This is a genomic window from Stenotrophomonas genospecies 3 (assembly GCF_054473855.1).
In genome coordinates this window covers 25949-45501 of the sequence record NZ_JBTMUR010000014.1, presented here as the reverse complement: position 1 = coordinate 45501, position 19553 = coordinate 25949, and the positions used below count along the sequence as shown (strand labels likewise).

17 protein-coding genes and 1 riboswitch are annotated in these 19553 nt (G+C 67.7%); of the genes, 7 read left to right on the top strand and 10 right to left on the bottom strand.

The genetic code is table 11. From position 1 onward, the window contains the following. Nucleotides 1–20: 20 nt before the first annotated feature. Genes mmsB through ACX9OT_RS17730 form a run of 5 tightly spaced genes read right to left on the bottom strand, consistent with a single transcriptional unit; the run spans nt 21 to nt 5560 of the window. On the bottom strand, nt 21–911 hold the full coding sequence (gene mmsB / locus ACX9OT_RS17750; protein ID WP_004136647.1) for a 3-hydroxyisobutyrate dehydrogenase: 891 nt from the start codon (nt 909–911) through the stop codon (nt 21–23). After that, the gene (locus tag ACX9OT_RS17745) at nt 908–2083 is read right to left on the bottom strand and encodes an enoyl-CoA hydratase/isomerase family protein (RefSeq protein ID WP_049463055.1); all 1176 of its coding nucleotides are present in this window, start codon (nt 2081–2083) and stop codon (nt 908–910) included. The genes mmsB and ACX9OT_RS17745 overlap by 4 nt, the downstream gene beginning before the upstream one ends. Continuing rightward, the gene (locus ACX9OT_RS17740; protein WP_049463056.1) at nt 2080–2877 is read right to left on the bottom strand and encodes an enoyl-CoA hydratase; all 798 of its coding nucleotides are present in this window, start codon (nt 2875–2877) and stop codon (nt 2080–2082) included. Before ACX9OT_RS17740 ends, ACX9OT_RS17745 begins: the two co-directional genes overlap by 4 nt. Further along, nucleotides 2874–4040, bottom strand: a complete 1167-nt coding sequence (locus ACX9OT_RS17735) for an acyl-CoA dehydrogenase family protein (protein ID WP_049463057.1) — start codon at nt 4038–4040, stop codon at nt 2874–2876. The genes ACX9OT_RS17740 and ACX9OT_RS17735 overlap by 4 nt, the downstream gene beginning before the upstream one ends. A gap of 14 nt (nt 4041–4054) precedes the next feature. Next, complete coding sequence (locus ACX9OT_RS17730; protein ID WP_049463058.1) at nt 4055–5560, bottom strand: CoA-acylating methylmalonate-semialdehyde dehydrogenase; 1506 nt, start codon at nt 5558–5560, stop codon at nt 4055–4057. 115 nt (nt 5561–5675) lie between these two features. On the opposite strand from ACX9OT_RS17730, the gene ACX9OT_RS17725 reads away from it, so the two are divergent. Then, entirely contained in the window at nt 5676–7043 is a 1368-nt protein-coding gene (locus ACX9OT_RS17725) for a helix-turn-helix domain-containing protein (protein WP_149909322.1), read from the top strand. Nucleotides 7044–7553: 510 nt separating this feature from the next. On the opposite strand, the gene ACX9OT_RS17720 is transcribed toward ACX9OT_RS17725, so the two are convergent. After that, nucleotides 7554–9446, bottom strand: coding sequence for a patatin-like phospholipase family protein (locus ACX9OT_RS17720; RefSeq protein WP_149909489.1), 1893 nt, complete (start codon nt 9444–9446; stop codon nt 7554–7556). A 193-nt stretch (nt 9447–9639) separates the two neighbouring features. Between ACX9OT_RS17720 and ACX9OT_RS17715 the strand changes: the two genes are divergently transcribed. From ACX9OT_RS17715 to pncA, 4 genes are all read left to right on the top strand, one after another. Beyond that, nucleotides 9640–10689: a bifunctional nicotinamide-nucleotide adenylyltransferase/Nudix hydroxylase gene (locus ACX9OT_RS17715; protein ID WP_049403797.1), complete on the top strand. Its 1050-nt coding sequence runs from the start codon at nt 9640–9642 to the stop codon at nt 10687–10689. Nucleotides 10690–10753: 64 nt separating this feature from the next. Then, the gene (locus ACX9OT_RS17710) at nt 10754–12163 is read left to right on the top strand and encodes a nicotinate phosphoribosyltransferase (RefSeq protein WP_277779346.1); all 1410 of its coding nucleotides are present in this window, start codon (nt 10754–10756) and stop codon (nt 12161–12163) included. Nucleotides 12164–12296: 133 nt separating this feature from the next. Next, nucleotides 12297–12526, top strand: a riboswitch (cobalamin riboswitch). A 161-nt stretch (nt 12527–12687) separates the two neighbouring features. Continuing rightward, nucleotides 12688–13374: an epoxyqueuosine reductase QueH gene (locus ACX9OT_RS17705; RefSeq protein ID WP_080354785.1), complete on the top strand. Its 687-nt coding sequence runs from the start codon at nt 12688–12690 to the stop codon at nt 13372–13374. Between the two features lie 55 nt (nt 13375–13429). Then, the gene (gene pncA / locus ACX9OT_RS17700; protein WP_149909491.1) at nt 13430–14056 is read left to right on the top strand and encodes a bifunctional nicotinamidase/pyrazinamidase; all 627 of its coding nucleotides are present in this window, start codon (nt 13430–13432) and stop codon (nt 14054–14056) included. A gap of 287 nt (nt 14057–14343) precedes the next feature. On the opposite strand, the gene purU is transcribed toward pncA, so the two are convergent. Continuing rightward, nucleotides 14344–15195, bottom strand: coding sequence for a formyltetrahydrofolate deformylase (purU, locus tag ACX9OT_RS17695; RefSeq protein WP_032128205.1), 852 nt, complete (start codon nt 15193–15195; stop codon nt 14344–14346). A 114-nt stretch (nt 15196–15309) separates the two neighbouring features. Between purU and ACX9OT_RS17690 the strand changes: the two genes are divergently transcribed. Continuing rightward, nucleotides 15310–16221 (top strand): LysR family transcriptional regulator, encoded by a 912-nt coding sequence (locus ACX9OT_RS17690; protein WP_149909492.1) that lies wholly within the window; start codon nt 15310–15312, stop codon nt 16219–16221. Between the two features lie 3 nt (nt 16222–16224). Here the strand turns inward: ACX9OT_RS17690 and ACX9OT_RS17685 are convergent, their stop codons facing one another. The 3 genes from ACX9OT_RS17685 to ACX9OT_RS17675 form a co-directional block, all read right to left on the bottom strand. Beyond that, a complete protein-coding gene (locus ACX9OT_RS17685) occupies nt 16225–17325 on the bottom strand; it encodes an NADH:flavin oxidoreductase/NADH oxidase (RefSeq protein ID WP_149909493.1) in 1101 nt (366 codons plus the stop codon). Between the two features lie 113 nt (nt 17326–17438). Continuing rightward, nucleotides 17439–18245: an NAD-dependent protein deacetylase gene (locus ACX9OT_RS17680; protein WP_149909494.1), complete on the bottom strand. Its 807-nt coding sequence runs from the start codon at nt 18243–18245 to the stop codon at nt 17439–17441. Between the two features lie 55 nt (nt 18246–18300). Next, on the bottom strand, nt 18301–18702 hold the full coding sequence (locus ACX9OT_RS17675) for an acyl-CoA thioesterase (RefSeq protein WP_004153688.1): 402 nt from the start codon (nt 18700–18702) through the stop codon (nt 18301–18303). Between the two features lie 152 nt (nt 18703–18854). Between ACX9OT_RS17675 and ACX9OT_RS17670 the strand changes: the two genes are divergently transcribed. Then, entirely contained in the window at nt 18855–19490 is a 636-nt protein-coding gene (locus ACX9OT_RS17670) for a LysE family translocator (RefSeq protein ID WP_032128209.1), read from the top strand. The last annotated feature ends 63 nt before the right edge of the window (nt 19491–19553 follow it).

Sequence of the window (19553 nt, the reverse complement as noted above, 5' to 3'; positions counted from 1 at the left end):
CAGCGGCCGGCACTACCAGGTCACTTCTCGCTCGTAATGAGCTGCACGACGCTGGAGAAATCCAGCTTGCCGCGGCCAGCCTGGTGATTCATCGAGTACAGGTTGCGGGCCACTTCGCCCAGCGGGATCGAGGCGCCGACACTCATCGCCGCTTCCACCGCCAGGCCCATGTCCTTCAGCATCAGATCACTGCCGAAGCCGCCGCTGTAGCCGCGCGAGGCCGGGGCGTTTTCCAGCACGCCCGGCCACGGGTTGCACACTTCGGTGGCCCAGCTGCGGCCGGTGCTGACCGCCATCATCTGCGACAGCACCTTCGGGTCCAGCCCGTGCGCCACGCCGAGGGCGATGGCTTCACCGGTGACGGCCATGATCACGCCCAGCGCCATGTTGTTGCACAGCTTGGCCACCTGGCCGGCACCACTGGCGCCGACATGGAAGATGTTCTTGCCCATCGCCTGCAGCACCGGGCGCGCACGTTCCAGCGCGTCCTCCTCACCACCGACGATGAAGGTCAGGGTGCCGGCCTGGGCACCGGCGGTACCGCCGGACACCGGTGCGTCGATCATCTGCAGGCCACGTGCGGCAGCGGCTTCGGAAACCTTGCGGGCGCTGGCCGGGGCGATCGTGCTGCAGTCGATGACCAGTGCGCCGGCCGGAATCGCGGCAAGAATGCCGTCATCGCCCAGGTACACGCCTTCGACGTGGCGGCTGGCCGGCAGCATCGAGATCACCACCTCGGCATCGGCCAGGGTTTCGCGCGCCGATGCGGCCGCGCTGGCGCCAGCATCGACGGCGGCCTGCACCGCGGCCGGGACCAGATCGAACACGCGCACGGTGTGGCCGTTCTTGACCAGATTGGCGGCCATCGGGCCACCCATGTTGCCCAACCCGATGAATGCAATGCGGCTCATGCAAGGCTCCTTTCAACAAGGGGAGTGCCCAGGTCGGCCAGCGGATGCGCGGCATCGGCCCAGGGGGAAGCGAAGAAGGTGTCGGCCCACGCGCCGGTGGCCTCGGCCAGGGTGGCCGGGTTCCACTGCGGATTGCGGTCCTTGTCGATCAGCAGCGCGCGGATGCCTTCGGCGAAATCACCGTGGGCGGCGCAATGCAGGGCGACGATGTACTCCAGGCGATAGATCGCGGCAAGGTCCTGGCCGGCACTGCGGCGCTGCAGTTCGTACGACAACCGTGCCGAACCCGGTGCACCGGCGGCGAGGGTCTTCTGTGCCGCCTGCAGCCAGGCATCGTCGGTCTGCAGAGTGGAGATGCGGCCGATGATCGCGGAGAGGTCATCGCCTTCGCACAGCGCATCGACCTGCGCCGCATTGGCCAGCAGCGGACCGGTCGCGGCGTCACTGGCATGCGACTGCAGCAGATGGCTGAGGCGTTCGTGGTTGTGTGCGGCGTTGCTGGACCACGCGACCTGCAGCAGCGCATCGAACACCGCGCTGCGGCGTTCTTCGGCAACATGCACGTCGGCCAGGCCGGCGTAGATGGCGTCGCCCGGGTTCAGCAGCGCGCCGGTCAGGGCCAGGAACAGGCCGCCCTTGCCCGGCACGCGCGGCAGCAGCCAGCTGCCACCCACATCGGGGAAAAGGCCGACGGTGATTTCCGGGAAGGCCAGCTTGGAGCGCTCGCTGACCACGCGGTGGCTGGCGCCGGACATCAGGCCGATGCCGCCGCCCATCACGATGCCGTGGCCCCAGCACAGGATCGGCTTGGCGTAGGTGTGGATGAGGTAATCGACGCGGTATTCAACGTCGAAGAACTCAGCGGCGTAGTCGTTCTCGCGGATGTCGCTGCGGCCGGCCTCGCGGAAGTCGACCATGCTCTTGTACAGGCTGTGCAGGTCACCGCCGGCGCAGAACGCCTTTTCGCCGGCACCCTGCAGCACCACCATGGCGATGCCATCGTCGTCGGCCCAGGCATTCAACTGCTTCAGCAGCAGGTGTGCCATCGGCAGCGAGAAACCGTTGAGCGTACGCGGCGCATTGAGCGTGGCGATGCCGATGCGCGTGCCATTGCCAGCCACGCGCTCTTCGAACAGCACCGGTGCGTCGTCGGCAGCGGTGTCGGTGCTCATGCGTTCTTCCACTGCGCAGCGCGCTTTTCCAGGAAGGCGGTCACGCCCTCGACCTGGTCGGCGGTGTCGAACAGGTCGACGAAGGCTTCGCGTTCGGCCACCAGCGCCGAAGCGTGGGTACCGGTGCGGGTGGCCTGCACCAGAGTCTTGCAGGCGGCGATGCTGGTCGGGCTCTGCTTGCCGGCCTTCTTCGCCCATTCCAGCGCCAGCGCCTTGGCTTCGCGCTTGCCGACCTTTTCTTCGGCCAAGCCAATGCGCAGTGCGGTGTCGGCGTTGATGCGCTCGCCCAGCAGGATCATGCGCTTGGCCCAGCCCTCGCCGACCAGGCGCGGCAGGTTCTGGGTGCCACCGGCGCACGGCAGCAGGCCGACGGTGGCCTCCGGCAGCGCAACCTGGGCATGGTCTTCAATGATGCGCAGGTCGCAGGCCAGCGCGCATTCCAGGCCACCGCCCATGGCGTAGCCGTTGATCGCGGCAATCGACACGCCACGGAAACCGGACAGCGCTTCGAAGGCTTCACCGAAGCGGCGCGCGGCTTCACGCGCAGCGGCCTTGTCGCCGGAGGCGAACTGGTTGAGATCGGCACCGGCGGAGAAGAACTTCTCGCCGTCACCGGTGATCACCAGCGCGTAGATCTCGCGGTCTGCGTTGAGCGCGCCGACCAGATCACGCAGCGCCGACAGGCTGTGCACAGTCCAGGTATGCGCCGGCGGGTTGTTCAGGGTGACCACGGCGGTGTGGCCATCCACCTCCACCTTCAAGCCCACGTGCTCCTGGGTACGCCAATCCTTCATCGCAGTTCCTCTTCGGTGTTGAGCAGGTGACGGGCAACGATCACCCGCATGATCTCGTTGGTGCCTTCCAGGATCTGGTGCACGCGGCAGTCACGCAGCAGGCGCTCGATCGGATATTCGCGGATGTAGCCGTAGCCACCGTGGATCTGCAGTGCTTCGTTGCAGACGTTGAAACCGGCATCGGTGGCGAAGCGCTTGGCCATCGCGCACCACACGTTGGCGTCGCTGGCACCGGCATCGAGCTTGCGCGCAGCGGTGTGCACCATCTGCCGGGCGGCCACCAGCTGGGTGACCATGTCGGCCAGCTTGAACTGCAGTGCCTGGAACTCGGCCAGTGCCTTGCCGAACTGGCGGCGCTCGCCCATGTAGCGGCGTGCAGCGTCCAGCGCACCCTGCGCCGCACCCAGCGAGCAGGCGGCGATGTTGATGCGGCCGCCATCGAGTCCCTTCATCGCCAGCTTGAAGCCGCCGCCTTCCTCTCCCAGAAGGTGGCTGACCGGTACGCGGACGTTTTCGAAGGTGATGCCACGGGTGGGCTGGCTGTTCCAGCCCATCTTCTCTTCCTTGCGGCCGAAGCTGATGCCCGGCAGGTCGGCCGGCACCGCAATGGCGCTGACACCGCCGGCACCGGCACCACCGGTACGCGCCATCACCACCAGCAGCTCGGTGGCACCGGCGCCGGAAATGAAGGCCTTCGAGCCGTTCAGCACATAGAAGTCACCATCGCGCACGGCGGTGGTCTTCAACGACGCCGCATCGGAACCGGCACCCGGTTCGGTCAGGCAGTACGAGGCCAGCTTGTTGCCCGAAGACAGATCGGTGCCCCACTCATCGCGCAGCGCCGGCTGGCCCCACTTGGACACCATCCACGAGGCCATGTTGTGGATGCTGATGTACGCCGCGGTCGACGGATCGACGCTGGCGAGCTCCTCGATGACGACGGCGGCGTCCAGTCGGCTCAGGCCGCTGCCGCCCACTTCCGGGTCCATGTACAGACCGCAGAAGCCCAGTTCACCGGCCTTGGCGATCGCCTCGCGCGGAAAGATGCCCTCCGCATCCCATCGCGCGGCGTGCGGCGCCAGTTCGGCCTGTGCGAAGTCGCGCGCCGCCTCGCGGTACGCCTGCTGCGCTTCTTCCAGTTCCGTCGTCATCGAGTGGCTCATGGCTGCTCCTGCCGTTACTTCAGGCTGATCGTGGTGTTGACGCCATGGCTGAGCGTCTCGTCATCGAACCAGCGCGCGGTGACCGTCTTGGTCTGGGTGTAGAACAGCACCACCTGCTTGCCATACGGACCCAGGTCGCCCAGCTTGGACGCGCGCGAACCGGTGAACGAGAACAGCGGCACCGGCACCGGGATCGGCACGTTGATGCCGACCTGGCCGACGTCGATGTCTTCCTGGAACCTGCGCGCGGCGGCGCCGGACTGAGTGAACAGTGCGGTGCCGTTGCCGTTCGGGTTGCTGTTGACCATCGCGATGGCCTCTTCCAGCGTCTCTGCTTCGAGGATGACCAGCACCGGCCCGAAGATTTCTTCCTGGTAGATGCGCATGTCGGTGGTGACACCGGCAAAGATGGTCGGGCCGACAAAGTTGCCCTTTTCGAAACCATCGACCTGCGGCTTGCGGCCATCGAGCACCAGCTTGGCGCCCTGCTCCACACCCGACGCGATCAGGCCTTCCACGCGCTCGCGGGCGCTGCAGGAAATGACCGGACCGACGTCGGTGCCGGCGACGGTGCCGCCGCTGACCTTCAGGGTCTTGGCCTTGGTGACCAGGTCCTGCACCCAGTTGCGTGCTTCACCGACCAGCACCAGGGTGGAGGCGGCCATGCAGCGCTGGCCCGCGGCACCGAAGGCGGCGCCGACCATCGCGTTGAGGGTCTGTTCCTTGTTGGCGTCCGGCAGCACCACGGCGTGATTCTTGGCGCCCATCATGCACTGCACGCGCTTGCCGGCCAGCGAGGCACGGTTGTAGACGTGGGTGCCGACGCGGGTGGAACCGACGAACGACACGGCCTTGATGTCCGGGTGGTCGCAGATCGCGTTGACCACTTCCTCGCCGCCGTGGACGACGTTCAGCACGCCCTTCGGAATGCCTGCTTCCAGCGCAAGCTCGACCAGGCGCATGGTGACCATCGGGTCCTGCTCGGACGGCTTGAGGATGAAGGTGTTGCCCGTTGCAATCGCCATCGGGAACATCCACAGCGGGATCATCGCCGGGAAGTTGAACGGGGTGATGCCGGCGCACACGCCCAGCGGCTGCATGATCGTGTAGGTGTCCACGCCATTGGCCACGTTGTTGGCCAGCTCGCCCAGCTGCAGGTTGCCGATGGCGGCGGCGTGCTCGACCACTTCCAGGCCGCGGAACACATCGCCTTCGGCGTCCGGCAGGGTCTTGCCCTGTTCGGCGGTGAGGATGTGGGCCAGCTCGCTCATGTTCTCGCGGATCAGCTGCTGGTACTTCAGGAAGATGCGCGCACGGGTGCCGATCGGGGTCTTGCGCCAGGTCTTGAAGGCTTCCTTGGCAGCGGCGACGGCGGCGTCCACTTCGCCGGTGGTGGCGAACGGCACCTTGGCCAGCACGTCCTGGGTGGCCGGATTGATCACGTCCTGCCAGTGGGAGGTGGCCGATTCAACGAACTGGCCATCGATCAGCATGCGGATACGGGGCGCTGCAACAGTCATGACGACAATCCCACAGGGTGCGAAAGATGCTTGGCATTATTCACAGCACCCACCTCGATTTCCGGGCTGAATCCGCTTAATCTGGCCAACACGCCAGACGATTCATGTTAATTCTGTGAATTATTCAGCCCCCCAGCGACAACTTGGCCTGCGCCTGCTGCGGCTGCGCGAGCAGAGCGGCTACAGCCAGGCGGATCTGGCACGGGCGCTGGGGCTGTCGGCCAGCTACCTGAACCAGATCGAGCGCAACAAGCGCCCACTGACCCCGGCTGTGCAGAAGAAGCTGGGCGAGGTATTGGGCGACGTTTCCGCACTGTTCGACGAGGATGAGCCCGCCGCCCTGCAGGAAGCGCTGGGCGAGACCCTGCGCGATCTGGGCCTGGCCGAGGTCAGCGCCACCGAACTGCGCGCGCTGGCCGGCAACCTGCCGCAGGTCAGCCGCGCGCTGCTGGACCTGCACCGCCGCCACCTGGCGCTGCGCGAGCATGCCGCGGCGCTGGAATTCCAGCTGGGCGAGCCCGGTGCCGGCAGCACCCTGCCCGCTGGCGACCAGGTACGCGAATTCTTCAACCGCATGCACAACCACATTCCCGAGCTGGACGAGCTGGCCGAGCAGCTGTTCGCCGAGTGGGGGCTGTCGCCCGGGCATGTGGCACCGCGGCTGCGCCAGCTGCTGGCCGACCGCCATGGCGTGCTGGTGGAAGTGGCCGCACTGCAGGCCGGGCGCGAGAAGCGGCAATACGATGCCGGTGCGCGGCGGCTGTGGCTGCCCGATTACCTGGAGCCCGGCCAGCAGGCGTTCCAGATGGCGGCCGAGCTGGCACTGCACGGCTACCTGCCGCAGATCGATGCGGTGGTGGCGCGTGCCGGCTTCACCGATGACGCGCGCATCGCGCAGGCAAGGATCGGTCTTTCCAACTATTTCGCCGGCGCGCTGGTGATGCCGTACATGCGCTTCCTGCGTGCGGCCGAAGCCAGCAGCTACGACATCGAACTGCTGGCGCACCAGTTCGGCGTCGGCTTCGAAGCGGTCTGCCATCGGCTGAGCACACTGGCACGGCGCAGTGCGCCTGGCCTGCCGTTCTTCTTCATCCGCGTGGACCGCGCCGGCAATGTGTCCAAGCGTCATTCGGCCACCGATTTCCACTTCTCGCAGGTGGGCGGCTCGTGCCCGCTGTGGATCGTCTACGAGGCGTTCAACCAGCCCGGCCGCATCCTTACCCAGACCGCGCGCATGCCCGACGGGCGCCGCCATTTCTGGCTGGCGCGGCAGGTCAGCAGCGGCCCGGTCGGCCATGGCCAGCCACGCAAGACCTTCGCGGTGGCGCTGGGCTGCGATCTGCAGCATGCCGAGCGACTGGTGTATTCGCTGGGGCTGGATGTGCAGAGCCCGGGGAACTCGGTGTCGATCGGACCGGGTTGCCGGGTGTGCCCGCGCGAGGACTGCATGCAGCGCGCGTTCGCGCAGTTGCCGGGGCAGTAGGGGGTTCTGCAGAGCTGCGCCCTGCACCTGCTTCAATCCAAGGCAACAGCAAAAGCAACAGCGGGCTTTCCGTGGGATGGCGGGGTGGGTCCGGTTGCGGGGGACGCTGCAAGTCCCCCTCCGGGGCCCGGCCCAGCCGCTGGCGGCTGTGCGTTCGGGCGCTTGCGAAGCAATGCTTCGCAAGCAAAGCGCCCTCACCCATGTAAGCTCGGTCGCCGCTTGCTCGTGTGCGCAGTCCTGCGCACACGGCAAGACCGGGGTTGGGCGTCCTGCCCAACCCGCCCGAGGCATGCCTCGGGCCCATGCGGCTCACGCCCCCGCAACCGGACCCACCCCGCCTTCGACAGATCTCCGCGAGCTGTCGAAACGGCATCCTTTGCTGCTGTGGGTAGGTGTCGACCTTGGTCGACACGGTGGATCCACGTCGTGCGTGGATGCTCTTCGATGAATGTTCGAAATATTCGATTTCGATGGGGTTCCATCCACGCATGGCGTGGATCTACTACCGGGTCAGTAGATCGGCGTGACCTTCATCTGCGGCAGCGGACGCGGTGCGCCGTCGGTAAGGTCCGGGCCGAGGTCTTCCCAGGTACGTCCCTGCTCGACCATCAACCCCCACAGCTGCTGCGAGGCCAGCCGCTTGTCTTCCGAGCCCAGCTTGTACGACGGCGGTGCCGGTTCCCCGCGGGCAACCATCGAATAGGCCGCGCGGTAGGCCAGTACCTGCTGCGCCGGATCATCGGTGCGTGCCACTTCCAGCGTGTAGCGCTGGTAGGCCGAGGCCAGGTTGCGCCAGCGGATCCAGTAGTGGTTCTCGAACGAGAACGAACAGAAGCGCGCACCGGCGAGGCTGCCCTTGTCGGCGATGCGGGTCAGCACCTCCTGCGGCATGTCCAGGTTCATGCCGCCTTCGTCGCCCTGCAGGCTGACGTGCACGATGCGGTCGCGGTAGCCCGGCGCGCGCGCCTGCAGCAGATCGCGCCAGTTCTGCATGGTCGCCACCACCGCGAACAGGAAGCGGCCCAGCTCGGCGGCCGCCAGCGGTGTGGCGATCGACTGGTAGGTGCGCTGCCAGCCGTGTCGGTTCTCGGTGGGCAGGAACACCGCGTGCTCCAGCGACTGGCGGCCACTGCTGCCGTGGTTCACCTCTTCGGCGTGCTGCGGGTAGACCAGATTGATGGCGAAGGTCGGCCAGCGCGGCAACGCGGCATCGAACAGATGGATCGGGAAATTGCTGCTGATGCCACCATCGGAGAACCAGCAGATGCGGAAGGCGGTGATCACCGGGCCGCAAGCCTGCCCGGCGCTGGTCAGCCCTTCCATGCTGTCGGCCACGTTGTGCTCGGGGTCGGCCGCCGGCGCGGTCGGCTCGCAGCGTCGTTCGCGGCGTGAGGGTTCATGCAGCGGCACCGCGCTGATCAGCAGCGGGAAGCTCAGGCTCATGCGCGTGGCCACCAGCACCGGCAGCTTCGGGCCCGGCGGCAGGTGGTAGTACTGCCGCCCTTCCACCTCCAGCGGCGGGCCGGCCTGCGTCACCAGCCACTGCACCACGCTGGCCGGGAACAGCTGCTCGAATTCCTCGCGCAGGAACCAGAACTGCGCGCCGCCCAGCGGCAGCGTGCGCGGCTCGTTGTGCGACACGCAGGTGGTGATCATCTGCAGGCTGATCGCATGCGGGCTGTCCGGCTCGCCGGCATAGCGCGGCGCGTCGTGCAGGTCGGCGAAGGTGAGCGGTGCATCCAGCGGCTTGCCGGACAACTGCTGCAGGCATTCGTGCAGCCACTCGGTCAGTGCCGGCGTGCGTGCATCGCGGCCGAGGCCGCTGCACAGGCCCAGCAGATTGCGTCGCGCCACGCGTGCCACACGAAGCGCGGCACCGGCCACACCCGCACCGTACGCGCACAGCAGCGACGGCAGCAGCGTGGCCGCCACCCCGCTCCAACCACCGCCCCACCAGCCCAGGCCGAGCAGCAGCGCCAGCGACACCAGCACTTCCAGCGGCGCGATCTCGAACACGGCAACGGCCAGGCACAGCAGCTTGTGCGGCAGGCTGGCTTTGCCGGTCAGCACCACCAGCAGGCGATAGGCCGCGCGTGCGCCGCGTGCGGGCTGGAACAGGCTGTAGATGAAGCCGCGCCGCGACAGCTGCGCCGACACCGCCGACAACCCGCCATAGCCTGCATCGCCGGGCAGGTGCTCGCCGGCCTGCTGGCGACGATCACCGCAGGCCGCCGCAGCCGCCACGGCGGCGGCGATGGCGCCGGCCGAAGTGCCGCCGATGCTCTTGAAGCGATACTCGCGCGCCAGCGCCAGTACCGCATTGGGGTACACGATGCCGCTGGTGATGCCGCCTTTCATGACCAGATCGCAGTACTTGTCCGCCACTGTCTTGCCCCCGAGCATGCCGTCCGCCGCGTGGGTGCCAGTATGGCGCAGGGGCTTCTCAGGGCCTGAGAACAACGGCGCAGTCCGCGTACGCAATGCGCCGTTCAGCAGAAAGCACGGCTGCAGGCTTGACCCGCCCCGCCATCGGCGTAGCATCTGCAGCAAGCCAAGGGACAGACCCGCGGCTGCCACAACGACATGAGGGATTCTCATGGAATTCGACTATCTCGTCTTCATCGGGCGATTCGAGCCCTTCCACAACGGCCACGCCGCCGTTGCCCGCCTGGCCCTGAGCCGGGCCCGCAAGCTGATCTTCCTGGTCGGCTCTGCCGATACCCCCCGCAGCCTGCGCAATCCCTGGACCGTGGCCGAACGTGCCGTGATGATCCAGGCCGCCCTCGATGGCCACACCGACCGCCTGCTGATCCGCCCGCTGCGTGACCACCTGTACAACGAAGCGCAGTGGATCGCCAACGTGCAGCGCCAGGTGGCTGAAGCCCTGCGCAACGACGGCGCCGCCGCCGATGCGAAGGTGGGCCTGATCGGCATGGACAAGGACGCGTCCAGCTACTACCTGCGCGAGTTCCCGCAGTGGCCGCTGGTGGACGTGCAGCACACCGCCACCCTGTCGGCCACCGAGCTGCGGCGCTACCTGTTCGAAGCCGGCGACGTCGACTTCCACGGTGCGCTGCTGATGCTGCGTGGCAATGTGCCGGCGCCGGTGTACGACATGCTTGAAGCGTTCCGCAAAAGCGCGCCTGCCTATGGCCAGCTGGTGGCCGAGTACCGCTTCATCGAACAGTACAAGGCCGCCTGGAAGGATGCGCCCTACGCGCCCACCTTCGTCACCACCGATGCGGTGGTGGTGCATTCGGGCCACGTGCTGCTGGTGCGTCGCCGCTCGGAACCCGGCAAGGGGCTGTGGGCGCTGCCCGGCGGCTTCGTCGGCCAGGAACAGAGCCTGCTCGACAGCTGCCTGCGCGAACTACGCGAGGAAACCCGGCTGAAGATTCCGCTGCCGGTGCTGAAGGGTTCGCTGAAGGGCCAGCAGGTCTTCGACCACCCCGACCGCAGCCAGCGCGGCCGCACCATCACCCACGGCTTCCACTTCGAGTTTCCGGCCGGTGAACTGCCGCCGGTGCGCGGCGGCGATGACGCCGACAAGGCGCGCTGGATACCGGTGAGTGAAGCCCTGGACATGGGCCCGCAGCTGTTCGAAGACCACCTGCACATCCTGGAGTATTTCCTCGGCCGCGGCTGACAGGCCCGGCCTCCCCACTGGCGGATAGACCGCTGGTGTCACTCGACGCGAAGGAGCTTCCGTCATGCACTACCTCGATAATCTTCTCCTCAACACCGACAGCTACAAGGCCAGCCATTGGCTGCAGTACCCGCCGGGTACCGATGCCACGTTCTTCTACGTCGAATCACGTGGCGGCCTGCACGATCGCACGGTGTTCTTCGGCCTGCAGGCGATCCTCAAGGACGCGCTGGCACGACCGGTCACCCACGCCGACATCGACGACGCTGCTGCGGTATTCGCCGCGCACGGCGAACCGTTCAACGAGGCCGGCTGGCGCGATATCGTCGACCGGCTTGGCGGCCACCTGCCGGTGCGCATCCGCGCCGTTCCCGAGGGCAGCGTGGTGCCCACCCACCAGGCACTGATGACCATCGAGTCGACCGATCCGGCTGCGTTCTGGGTGCCGTCGTACCTGGAAACGCTGCTGCTGCGCGTGTGGTATCCGGTCACCGTGGCCACCATCAGCTGGCACGCACGGCAGACCATCGCCGCGTTCCTGCAGCAGACCAGCGACGACCCGCAGGGGCAGCTGCCGTTCAAGCTGCACGACTTCGGCGCGCGCGGTGTATCGAGCCTGGAATCGGCCGCGTTGGGCGGTGCCGCGCACCTGGTCAACTTCCTCGGCACCGATACCGTGTCGGCGCTGTGCCTGGCACGCGCGCACTACCACGCGCCGATGGCCGGCTATTCGATTCCGGCCGCCGAGCACAGCACCATCACCAGTTGGGGCCGCGAACGCGAGGTGGACGCCTATCGCAACATGCTGCGCCAGTTCGGCAAGCCCGGTTCGATCGTGGCGGTGGTGTCGGACAGCTATGACATCTACCGCGCGATCAGCGAACACTGGGGCACCACCCTGCGCGATGACGTGATCGCGTCGGGCGCCACCCTGGTTATCCGTCCCGACTCGGGTGACCCGGTGGAGGTGGTGGCCGAAAGCCTGCGCCGGCTGGATGAAGCCTTCGGCCACGCGATCAACGGCAAGGGCTATCGCGTGCTCAACCACGTGCGGGTGATCCAGGGCGATGGCATCAATCCGGACACCATCCGCGCGATCCTGCAGCGCATCACCGACGACGGCTACGCCGCCGACAACGTGGCCTTCGGCATGGGCGGTGCACTGCTGCAGCGGCTGGACCGCGATACGCAGAAGTTCGCGCTGAAGTGCTCGGCCGCACGGGTCGAGGGTGAGTGGATCGACGTCTACAAAGATCCGGTCACCGACGCCGGCAAGGCCAGCAAGCGCGGCCGCATGCGCCTGCTGCGCCACCTGGACGATGGCAGCCTGCATACGGTGCCACTGCCGGCCAACGGCGACGACACCCTGCCGGACGGCTTCGAGGACGCAATGGTGACCGTGTGGGAGAACGGCCGCCTGCTGCACGACCAGCGGCTGGACGACATCCGCACGCGGGCGGCCGTGGGGCATTGAAGGTGCATCCCGACCGGGGTCAGAGCCCGCTGCGTGGCAGCGGGATCCGACCCCTTCCTTCCGCTGGGGTCGGATCCCGTTGCAGCGCAGCGGGTTCTGACCCCTGCGCTCTTGACCGGCGCCACCAACAGGTCCACCTTGCACACGCCGAAGGTATCCCTCCCATCGCTGCGGCGCGGGGAGGGGTTTAAACGGGAATCCGGTGAAGGCGCCTCGCGCGTCCATTCCGGAGCTGCCCCGCAGCGGTGAATGGAAACGAATCCTGCCAACAGCACTGGGCTCGCGCCTGGGAAGCGGCGGGTAGTAGGTGGGCTGCGGCCCGTGTCCATCAGCCCGAATACCGGCCCCGGCCGGGGGACACGACCGTCCCCTGACTCGACCTGGAATCTCCGCGGGGAGGTTGCCGGGGCCGTCGTCGTCCTGCGCGTGCAGGCGGTGTGGCCGCGCGCGTCCTGTTCACGGTATCCGGCCAGACCCGTTCACCCACGCGCTGATGCATGGGCCACCGCCGTTGCCGGCGGTCCATGCGGTACCTGACGATGACCGAGCTCCAACGCCCCACCCTGACCCTGCCCGCCGACGGCAAGCGCCTGCTGCTGCATTCGTGCTGCGCGCCCTGTTCCGGCGAAGTGATGGAGGCGATCACCGCCTCCGGGATCGACTACGCGATCTTCTTCTACAACCCCAACATCCACCCGGTGAAAGAGTACGAGCTGCGCAAGCAGGAGAACATCCGCTTCGCCGAGCAGCACGGCATTCCTTTCATCGACTGCGACTACGACACCGACAACTGGTTCAGCCGTGCACGCGGCATGGAAAACGAGCCCGAACGCGGCATCCGCTGCACGATGTGCTTCGACATGCGTTTCGAGCGCACTGCGCTGTATGCGCACGAACACGGTTACGACACCATCAGTTCGTCGCTGGGCATCTCGCGCTGGAAGAACATGGCGCAGATCAACGACTGCGGCATCCGTGCCGCGTCGCGCTATGAAGGCCTGCAGTACTGGGACTACAACTGGCGCAAGGGCGGCGGTGCCAGCCGCATGATCGAGATCAGCAAGCGCGAGCAGTTCTACCAGCAGGAATACTGCGGCTGCGTGTACTCGCTGCGCGATGCCAACCGTCACCGCCGCGAGAATGGCCGCGAACGGATCAAGATCGGCCTGCTGTACTACGGGCAGGACGCTGAGACGCCGCAGGGCGATTGACGTGTGGGCATGGGGCGGCCACGCTGGTCGCCCCTTCTGCTGTACCGGAACTGCCATGACCGCCCTGCCCGCCGATGTCGCCCTGCTGGTGATCGACCTGCAGCCGGACTTCATGCCCGGTGGCGCGCTGGCCTGCGACCAAGGCGATGCGCTGGTGGCACCGATCGCCGATCTGCTGGCACAGCGCCGCTACCGCACCGTGGTGGCAACACAGGACTGGCACCCGGCCGACCATGCCTCGTTCGCCAGCCAGCACCCCGGCCAACGCCCCTTCGAGACCATCCTGCTGCACGCGCAGCCGCAGACCCTGTGGCCGGACCACTGCGTGCAGGGCAGCGCCGGTGCCGCGCTGCATCCGGGCGTGGACTGGACCGTGGCCGACCTGATTCTGCGCAAGGGCACGCGCCAACAGGTGGATTCATACAGCGCCTTCCGCGAGAACCATGGCCCCGATGGCGAGCGCCCGGCCACCGGCCTGGCCGGCTGGCTGCACGAACGCCGCATCCGCGAAGTGCACGTGTGCGGCCTGGCCCGCGACTACTGCGTGCTGTGGAGCGCGCAGGACGCGGTGAAGTCCGGCTTCCGGGTGAAATTCCTGTGGGAGCTGACCAAGCCGGTGACCGACGCCAACGACGCGATGGTGCGCGAGGCGCTGGGCAAGGCGGGGATCGCGATCGCCTGAGGCGTGACCGCCGGGCATGGCCCGGCGCTACCGCGCACGTCGCTTATGCCGCTTGCGCGCTCCTGCCCACAACAACACAATCGATTCATCCAGCCCCCTAACTACGCCCCCCTATAGATCGCGGGACGGCCGAACCGGGGGCTTTTCATTGGATGAAATCAGGATTCGGTAGTGCCGGCCGCTGGCCGGCAACCTCGGGATCTCTGCAGTTGCCGGCCAGCGGCCGGCACTACCGGATAGCACCCGTGGTAGCGCCGGGCCATGCCCGGCGGACGCGGGATGGGCGATTACCGGAACACCACCGTGCGATGCCCATTGAGCAGGATGCGGTGCTCCACATGGCGGCGAACCGCGCGTGCCAGCACCAGCGATTCGGTATCACTGCCCAGCCGCACCAGTTCGCGCGGCGCCATCGCGTGGTCCACGCGGGCCACGTCCTGTTCGATGATCGGTCCTTCGTCCAGATCCTCGGTGACGTAGTGCGCGGTGGCGCCGATGATCTTGACCCCGCGCGCGTGCGCCTGGTGGTACGGCTGCGCGCCCTTGAAGCTGGGCAGGAAGCTGTGGTGGATGTTGATCGCACGGCCGGCCAGCGCGCGGCACAGCGTGGGTGACAGGATCTGCATGTAGCGCGCCAGCACCACCAGGTCGATGCGCTCGCGCTCGACCAGGTCGATGATCTGCTGCTCCTGCACCGCACGCGTATCGGCGGTCACCGGCAGGTGGTGGAACGGAACCTGGTAGGACGCGGCCAATGGCGCGAAGTCGGCGTGGTTGGACGCTACTGCGGCAATGTCCACCTTCAGCTGGCCGCTGTGGGCACGGAACAGCAGGTCGTTGAGGCAGTGCCCTTGCTTGCTGACCAGCACCAGCAGGCGTGCGCGGCGGCGACCATCATGCAGCTGCCAGTCCATGCCGAAGCCGGCGGCGAGCGTGGCCATGGCGGCGTGCACGGTCTCCAGCGGCAGGCCGGCATCGCGATCGAAATGCACGCGCAGGAAGAAGCGGCCGCTCTCCTCATCGCCGAACTGCTGGGCGTCGAGAATGTTGCAGCCGTGGTCGAACAGCAGGCCGGATACGCGGTAGACGATGCCGGTACGGTCGGGGCAGGACAGGGTGAGGATGGAATCGGGGCGCATCGCCCGAGTGTAGGGCAGCAGCCTGTCCTCGGGATCGATGGTCACCGATGCAACCGACCTGCTTGGTTCAGTCCCAAGCGATACTTGGGTTTCTCCATGGCAAGCTGGTCGGTCATGAACCTGTTGCAACTGATCCGCAGCTTCACCCGCACCGCAGAGACCGGCAGCATTGCCGCCGCGGCCCGCATCCTTGGCATCAGCGCCACCGCAGTCGGCCAGAACATCAACCGGCTGGAGGCGCATCTGGGCGTACGGTTGCTGAACCGAAGTACGCGGCAGCTGGCGCTCAGCGAGGCCGGCGCGCTGTACCTGGCGCAGGTGCGCCACATCGAAGCCGACCTGGCGCGTGCACAGGCGATGGTCACCTCTGGTGACATCGAACCGGCCGGACCACTACGCATCGCCAGCAGCAGCGCGTTCGGTCGCCACGTACTTGCCCCCTTGCTGCCTTCGCTGCAGCAGCGCTACCCGCAACTGCAGCTGGAGCTGCGCCTGACTGACCGCGCCGTGCAGCACGGCCCGGAAGCGGTGGATGCCAGCATCCGCATCGGTGCACAGCTGGAGGACGGGGTCGTCGCACGGCAGCTGGCGCGCGTGCCGTTCGTGTTCTGTGCCTCGCCGGCCTATCTGAAGGCACACGGCACCCCGCAGCAGCCATCCGACCTGGGCGGCCATCGCGGGCTGCTGCATCGCTTCCCCACCGATGGCCGGCCGCTGCGCTGGGGCCTGCTGAAGGAGGGCCAGCGCGTGGACGCCGCGCTGCCGCCGAGCATGGTCTGCGATGACATCGATGCGCTGGCGACGCTGGCCGCAGCCGGTGCCGGCATCACCCGGCTGGCCGCATTCGTGGCAGAGCCGTACCTGCGCGATGGCCGCCTGCAGGCAGTGTTCGGCGCCGACACTGCATGGCGCCCGGAGCCGATGGAGGTCTATTTCTGCGTCAGCGACCGCCGCGATTTCACTGCCAAGATCCGCGCGCTGTTCGAACACCTTCAGGCCGGCATCGCGCCGGCCTGGCGGGTGTGAGCCTCAGCGCGTCTTGAACACGCCGCGCGCATCGCGCGGCTCGCACCGCAGGTACTGCGGCGCCGGTTCCACGCTGTCGCGCAGCGCGGCGGCGGCATGCCACGGCCAGCGCGGGTCGTAGAGGATGCCGCGCGCCAGGGCTACCGCATCGGCGTGGCGATGGCGCAGGATCGATTCGGCCTGCTCCGGTTCGGTGATCATGCCCACGGCGATGACCGGCATGCGCACCTTGGCCTTGATCGCCGCTGCGAACGGCACCTGATAGCCCGGGCCGACGGTGATCTTCTGGCGCTCGTCCAGGCCACCGCTGGAGACATGCAGGAAGTTGCAGCCGCGCGCGTCCATCACCTGCGCCAGCGCTTCGCTCTGCACCAGATCCCAGCCGCCATCGACCCAGTCGCTGGCGGAGATGCGCACGCCCACCGCGACCTTGTCGGACACTGCCGCACGCACCGCATCGAACACCTCCACCAGCAGGCGCAGGCGGTTCGGCAGCGAGCTACCGTAGCCATCGGTGCGGCGGTTGCTCAGCGGCGACAGGAACTGGTGCAGCAGATAACCGTGCGCGGCATGCAGCTCGATCAGCTCGAAGCCCAGGCGCTCGGCGCGCACCGCACTGGCGGCGAAGGCGGCGATGACCTCGGCGATGCCGGCCTCGTCCAGTTCCTGCGGTGCCGGATCGGCGGCATGGAACGGCAGCGGCGACGGCGCCACGGTGGCCCAGCCACGCGCATCGTCGGCCGGCAACTGGCCACCACCGTCCCACGGACGCCTCACCGAGGCCTTGCGGCCGGCATGGCCCAGCTGGACGCCCAGCGGCATCGGCGACCAGCGGCGGACGCTGGCCAGCACCTGCGCCAGTGCGGCCTCGGTGCCGTCATCCCACAGGCCCAGGTCGGCCCAGCTGATGCGGCCGCGCGGTTCGACCGCGGTGGCTTCCAGGATCAGCAGGCCGGCGCCGGACTGCGCCAGGTTGCCCAGGTGCATGGCATGCCAGTCGCTGGCGCGACCGTCTTCGGCGGAGTACTGGCACATCGGCGCGATGACGATGCGGTTGGACAGGGTCAGGGGGCCGAACGAGATCGGCGAAAACAGCTGGCTCAAGACGGTGATGAACGACGTAGGGGGTGCGTATTGCACCGCCGCACGGCCTGCGAATCAACCGTCTGGATGGATCGCTGTTTCGCGGTGGGCGTGCAGCCGAGCGTGTGCTCGGCTCAGGACGAAGCCCACGCGGCCAGCGCCTCGGCGCAGTCCCGTTCATCCTTGAACTGCAGCAGGTCGTCGGCGCGGGTGCGGCCACGGTTCAACGCCGCCACCGGCAGCCCTGCCCTGGCCGCCGCCTGCACGAAGCGGAAGCCGGAATAGACCATCAGCGATGAACCCACCACCAGCACGGCGTCGGCCTGCTGCAGGTGCTCCTGCACCGCCTGCACGCGCTCCCGCGGCACGTTTTCGCCGAAGAACACCACATCCGGCTTCAACACGCTGCCGCAATGCGGGCACTCGGGCACCACGAACGCGGAGAAATCGGTCTCCAGATCGGCATCACCATCGGGCGCGATGCCTGCCTCCAGCGCGTCCCAGCCGGGATTGGCGTCCAGCAGGCGCTGCTGGAAGTCTTCACGATCGCTGCGACGCTCACAGCCCATGCAGCGCACCAGATCCAGGCGGCCATGCAGGTCGATCACGTTGTGGCTGCCGGCACGCTGGTGCAGGCCGTCCACGTTCTGGGTCAGCAGCACCTGCAGCTTGCCTCGGCTTTCCAGCGCGGCCAGGGCCTGGTGGGTGCCGTTGGGCCGGGCCAGGCCGAAGCGCGGCCAGCCGAGCAGGCTGCGCGCCCAGTAGCGCTGGCGGGTGGCCGCCTCGCCCATGAAGGCCTGGTAGGTCACCGGCGGCGTGCGTTTCCACTGGCCGTCGGCATCCCGGTAATCGGGAATGCCCGAGGCGGTGCTGCAGCCGGCGCCGGTCAGCACGAACAGGCGCTGGGCACGGTCGATGAAGTCGGTCAGTGGCAGGGTCATGGCTGCCAGATGGGGGCGCGGTGGCGCCCCCGCAAGCGCCGGTCCGTTGGCCGGGTCAGGCCGCCGGCAGCGGCGGTACCGCGATCGGGTGGCCTTCCTCGTCCAGCGCGATCATCACGAAGTGGCCGCGGGTGCACAGCTTGCGCTCGCCGCTGTGCAGGTCTTCGGCGACCAGTTCCACCTCCACCTTCATCGAGCTGCGGCCGACTTCGACGATGCGGCCGATGGTTTCCACCATCTGGCCGATGCGGATCGGCAGCTTGAAGTCGACCTGGTCGCTGCGCGCGGTCACCACGGTGCGGCGCGAGTAACGGGCGGCGGCCAGGAAGGCGGCCTTGTCCATCCACGCCAGCGCCTGGCCACCGAACAGGGTGCCAAGGTGGTTGGTGTGGTTGGGAAAGACGATTTCGGCCATGCGCACTTCGGTGGGCGGCACGGTCTCGGGGATGGGGGTCATGGGGGGGCTTCGGTGTGGGGTGCTGCGGATTCTAAGCGACCGGCGTGATGGCCATCGGAATGCACGTGCAACGGTCACCCGGCAGCGGTGCCTGCGCAGGCCGCGCCTGCGGCAGGCGTTACACTGCGCCACGCCCACTGCCAGGACCGCCCATGCCCGCCACTTCTGACCTGCTGGCCTTCGCGCTGGTTTCACTGGCCATGGTGCTCACGCCCGGGCCGAACATGATCTACCTGATCTCACGCTCGATCTGCCAGGGGCCGATGGCAGGCCTGATCTCGCTGGGCGGGGTGGCGCTGGGCTTCGTGTTCTACATGCTGTGTGCGGCACTGGGCATCACCGCCCTGCTGATGACCGTGCCGTTCGCCTACGACGCGCTGCGCATCGGCGGCGCGCTGTACCTGCTGTACCTGGCCTGGCAGGCGCTCAAGCCCGGTGGCCGTTCGCCGTTCGCGGTGCGCGAACTGCCGCAGGACAGCCCGCGCAAACTGTTCACGATGGGCTTCCTGACCAACCTGCTGAACCCGAAAGTGGCGGTGATGTACCTGTCGCTGCTGCCGCAGTTCCTGCATCCGGACGGCGAGGGCAGTGTGCTGATGCAGTCGATCGTGCTGGGCTCCACCCAGATCGCGGTGAGTGTGACCGTGAACGGCATGATTGCGCTGACCGCTGGCAGCATCGCCGGTTTCCTGGCCGCGCGCCCGACCTGGCAGGTGGTGCAGCGCTGGCTGATGGGCACGGTGCTGGCCGGGCTGGCGGTACGCATGGCGGTGGAAGGGCGACGCTGATTGCAGAGTCGAGCTTGCTCGACCGCTTTGCGCGAACGGCAGTCGAGCAAGCTCGACTCTACA

Bases quoted from the DNA above. Each gene is read 5' to 3' on its own strand.
- mmsB (WP_004136647.1), bottom strand. From the start codon at position 911: ATGAGCCGCATTGCATTCATCGGGTTGGGCAACATGGGTGGCCCGATG.
- ACX9OT_RS17745 (WP_049463055.1), bottom strand. From the start codon at position 2,083: ATGAGCACCGACACCGCTGCCGACGACGCACCGGTGCTGTTCGAAGAG.
- ACX9OT_RS17740 (WP_049463056.1), bottom strand. From the start codon at position 2,877: ATGAAGGATTGGCGTACCCAGGAGCACGTGGGCTTGAAGGTGGAGGTG.
- ACX9OT_RS17735 (WP_049463057.1), bottom strand. From the start codon at position 4,040: ATGAGCCACTCGATGACGACGGAACTGGAAGAAGCGCAGCAGGCGTAC.
- ACX9OT_RS17730 (WP_049463058.1), bottom strand. From the start codon at position 5,560: ATGACTGTTGCAGCGCCCCGTATCCGCATGCTGATCGATGGCCAGTTC.
- ACX9OT_RS17720 (WP_149909489.1), bottom strand. From the start codon at position 9,446: ATGCTCGGGGGCAAGACAGTGGCGGACAAGTACTGCGATCTGGTCATG.
- ACX9OT_RS17715 (WP_049403797.1), top strand. From the start codon at position 9,640: ATGGAATTCGACTATCTCGTCTTCATCGGGCGATTCGAGCCCTTCCAC.
- ACX9OT_RS17710 (WP_277779346.1), top strand. From the start codon at position 10,754: ATGCACTACCTCGATAATCTTCTCCTCAACACCGACAGCTACAAGGCC.
- ACX9OT_RS17705 (WP_080354785.1), top strand. From the start codon at position 12,688: ATGCGGTACCTGACGATGACCGAGCTCCAACGCCCCACCCTGACCCTG.
- pncA (WP_149909491.1), top strand. From the start codon at position 13,430: ATGACCGCCCTGCCCGCCGATGTCGCCCTGCTGGTGATCGACCTGCAG.
- purU (WP_032128205.1), bottom strand. From the start codon at position 15,195: ATGCGCCCCGATTCCATCCTCACCCTGTCCTGCCCCGACCGTACCGGC.
- ACX9OT_RS17690 (WP_149909492.1), top strand. From the start codon at position 15,310: ATGAACCTGTTGCAACTGATCCGCAGCTTCACCCGCACCGCAGAGACC.
- ACX9OT_RS17680 (WP_149909494.1), bottom strand. From the start codon at position 18,245: ATGACCCTGCCACTGACCGACTTCATCGACCGTGCCCAGCGCCTGTTC.
- ACX9OT_RS17675 (WP_004153688.1), bottom strand. From the start codon at position 18,702: ATGACCCCCATCCCCGAGACCGTGCCGCCCACCGAAGTGCGCATGGCC.
- ACX9OT_RS17670 (WP_032128209.1), top strand. From the start codon at position 18,855: ATGCCCGCCACTTCTGACCTGCTGGCCTTCGCGCTGGTTTCACTGGCC.